At 24.4% G+C, this 3,239-nt stretch carries 3 protein-coding genes and 1 pseudogene; 2 read left to right on the top strand and 2 right to left on the bottom strand.

The genetic code is table 11. The features are described from left to right. Positions 1 to 262: 262 nt before the first annotated feature. The gene (locus DDW03_RS01740; protein ID WP_228615344.1) at positions 263 to 829 is read right to left on the bottom strand and encodes a LemA family protein; all 567 of its coding nucleotides are present in this window, start codon (positions 827 to 829) and stop codon (positions 263 to 265) included. A 155-nt stretch (positions 830 to 984) separates the two neighbouring features. Then, complete coding sequence (locus DDW03_RS01745; RefSeq protein ID WP_228615345.1) at positions 985 to 1,356, bottom strand: hypothetical protein; 372 nt, start codon at positions 1,354 to 1,356, stop codon at positions 985 to 987. A 203-nt stretch (positions 1,357 to 1,559) separates the two neighbouring features. Here DDW03_RS01745 and DDW03_RS01750 point away from each other — a divergent pair, with 203 nt between their 5' ends. Together DDW03_RS01750 and DDW03_RS01755 are read left to right on the top strand one after the other, a co-directional pair. Next, positions 1,560 to 2,369: a hypothetical protein gene (locus tag DDW03_RS01750; protein ID WP_228615346.1), complete on the top strand. Its 810-nt coding sequence runs from the start codon at positions 1,560 to 1,562 to the stop codon at positions 2,367 to 2,369. Between the two features lie 361 nt (positions 2,370 to 2,730). Beyond that, positions 2,731 to 3,239: pseudogene (locus tag DDW03_RS01755) on the top strand (hypothetical protein); the annotation flags it as partial.

Consider the following 3,239-nt stretch of genomic DNA (forward strand, 5'->3'; position numbering starts at 1 on the left):
TCAATTAATATTTGAATATGTAGATGTTCTTGTGATGCACCAGCAGAAAACCCCTATAAACTGAAATATTATAATATAAAAAAACATAAAAAACACAAAATAAAAACCGTCATAACTCTTTACCTTAATATCTTTCGCATATGGAGGTATATAATTATTATATATTGTCCTAGTACTTGATAAATTTTTAACATTGGGTGTTTGTCGTAAATAATTCAGATTATTTCTAAGATCTAAAAAAACAATATTATTTTTTGCATACTTAAAATTGTAACCTTGTAGATACATCTTGTTTTTCTTCCTCTGGTACTTTATATAAGGGCATTGGTTTTATATCAGCTATACTAGCAACAATATTATATGGTATCTGTTGTATTCTTGTATTTAATAAAGTTACTGCTTCGTTATAAAATTCTCTTGCATCTGCCAATTGTGATTCTAATTCCATGATTGCTTGCTGTAATTGTATTACATTTTGATTTGATCTTAATTGTGGATAATTTTCCATTACTGCAAATAAATATCTAAAGGCTCCTGTAATTTGATTTGATAAATTTATTTTTGATTGTATATCATTTGATGGTAAATTCATATATTGGGTTCTCATTTGTGTTAATCTTTCAAGAACTGTTCTTTCATATACTAAATAACTACTTACTGTTTCTACTAATTTTGCTAATGCATCATGTCTCTTTTGCAATAATACATCTATATCATACCATGCCTTTTCTGCATTTTTCTTTAATGCTATTAGAGAATTGTACATTGCTATAAAAAATCCTACTATCAATATTAAAACTACTATTAGAATAATAAGCCAAACTTCCATAAAAGGAATAAAAATTTTGTTATTTTTAAAATTTGTTAATGCTATAATATAAATATTATTAAGGAATAGTAAAACTTTGTTATGATTAAAAGATATTATGTTTCAAAGAAATCAATAGTCTACTTCATGTAAAAATCTCAAAAATATAAAAAACTTTATGGTGCCGCTGTAAGACTAGCAAATAAACCTGAAAGATAAATATAAAGAATAGAAGCAAATATTAGACCTAAGATCGCCATAATAACAAAAGCTATTATGTTAGCTATAATTAGCATAACAAAAGTTTTTATCCAATCCATATCAAACAAATACTTATAGATTGCCAAAGTTATTACAAAACCTATAATAAGACCTACGATAAGCACTACAAAATTATATGTAGACAAGAAGTATGATACTGTTACAATATTTATTATAAAAGATATTATATCCGCAATCAAGGTAGCAATCAGAACTCTCAAAAAGGGTATATTTAATTTAATAATCCTATCAGCTATATAAACAGATAATGAAGCTATAATCCACATGACTATAAAAACTACTATAATTATAACAATAACTAATGTCGGAAATCCCCAAACATTATAATAGTATAAAATTAAAATTTATAAAAGTATTAGTTATGGATATTACGGAAATTCATATCAATATTTTATCATTATTATACTCTAAGCATGATTTTAAAAATTATTAAAAAACACTTAAAAATTTCTAAACCCTTCATTGTATAATGGGTATATTTAGCATATTTGGCGGGAGTAATAAGAGCAATTATTACAATTATTTATTAAACTTTTATAGAGGTTTCTCCTTTACACATCATCTTCAGTATCGTCAAAAAAGTGAAGGTTTCCAGGTTATGGCAAGATATGGTCCACATCCATGGCCCGGAATAAAAGTACATACACCACTTTCAGATAAAATATACAATGTTTTAATGGACAAAAATTTTCAAGATATGATGATAAATGGAAAAATAGATGGATTCAAAATTTTTAAAGATCCTGACCCTAAACAAGTTACTTTTTACATATCTTTTCATTCTATACCTGGTTATAAAGAACTCTTACATATTTTTAGAGCGCATGGAATTGATGTAAAACCAAACTTGCAAGTTCATAGAGACAAATCTGGATCTTATGTATTGTTAAATAGAATGTATATAGCAGATAATATCTATGTTAGATATTCTATAGATTTCTATGGTGAAAAAAGAGATCATCCTAAAATTGATGATTCAATGTGGAGATCTGCAGAAGATCATGGTCATCCTCAGATTTGGGCAGTAAGCAGAAGTTATTTATTGAATCATTTATATAATTTAAATTATAAAGATCCTTCACATATTATAACATTTCTCTCACTAAAAGATTTTAATGGAATTTTAGTACCAATACCAAATATAATTCTATCTTTATCATCTAATAAATTAATAACTTATAATATATATAAGGGTGGGATAATTGAATACGATTTATATGCTGACGTAAATGCTATTAGTGATCATCCTGAAGAAAGATTAAGGGCTTTTTTAGAATAATAATATTTCATAATTTATAAGAAACTAACTTCTTATTTGTCCATCCACACCTCTATAGTTTTTTGCTCTTTTTGATGAAATAAGAATACAATTAATATAAAGCATTCCACACACCGATTCCTATTTCTAAATAATTTGAAATTTCAATATCTTGCCTTTTTATTCTTCTATATAATATAATATTTCCTTTTCATTAAATTCAATATTCCATTATTATTTAGATAAGTAATTAGACTATTATCAATACTAATCATTTTTCATTATTTCCATTAATATTTTATCAATTAGTCAATTTAATTATTATCTAAGTAAAAATGATTTTTCAAATATTTTTATTTATTAAAGATCATAAATTAAAAAAATGGAAAAAATATATAATGAAGACCTAAAATTAATATCAAAAGAATATGATGTAAGAACTTTGTTTAATAATGAATTTGAAAGATTTATAATTGAAGAAAGAATTGACCCAATAACTAATTTTAAGATAAGAATAAATAAATCTATAAAAAGTAAACCAAGAAGTTATGGAAGATTATATTCAAAAAAATCAAAATGTCCATTTTGTAATCCTGAAAAAGAAACTCCAGATTTTGAATTTTCAAAGAAAATATATATTGGAGACTCTGTTCTTTTTTCAAATAAATATCCATATGGAAAATATCATGCAGTATTGGTTCCAAATTATAAGAAACATGTAAAGAGCTTTTCTCAAATAAATTATTTAGATTTATATAATTCATTCATGTTAATAAAAGAATTCTATGAAAAAATACCTGAAAAAGATTATAAATATATATTTATTAATTTAAATAAGGGGTTTTCTGCTGGTGCATCACAAGAACATCTACATATTCAAATATTAATTGA

The sequence above is a fragment of the Candidatus Nanobsidianus stetteri genome (assembly GCF_003086415.1).
Classification (GTDB): domain Archaea; phylum Nanobdellota; class Nanobdellia; order Nanobdellales; family Nanobdellaceae; genus Nanobdella; species Nanobdella stetteri_A.

Excerpts from the sequence above, each read along its gene's own strand:
- DDW03_RS01745 (WP_228615345.1), bottom strand. The coding sequence starts at position 1,356 with ATGTGGATTATAGCTTCATTATCTGTTTATATAGCTGATAGGATTATT.
- DDW03_RS01740 (WP_228615344.1), bottom strand. The coding sequence starts at position 829 with ATGGAAGTTTGGCTTATTATTCTAATAGTAGTTTTAATATTGATAGTA.
- DDW03_RS01750 (WP_228615346.1), top strand. The coding sequence starts at position 1,560 with ATGGGTATATTTAGCATATTTGGCGGGAGTAATAAGAGCAATTATTAC.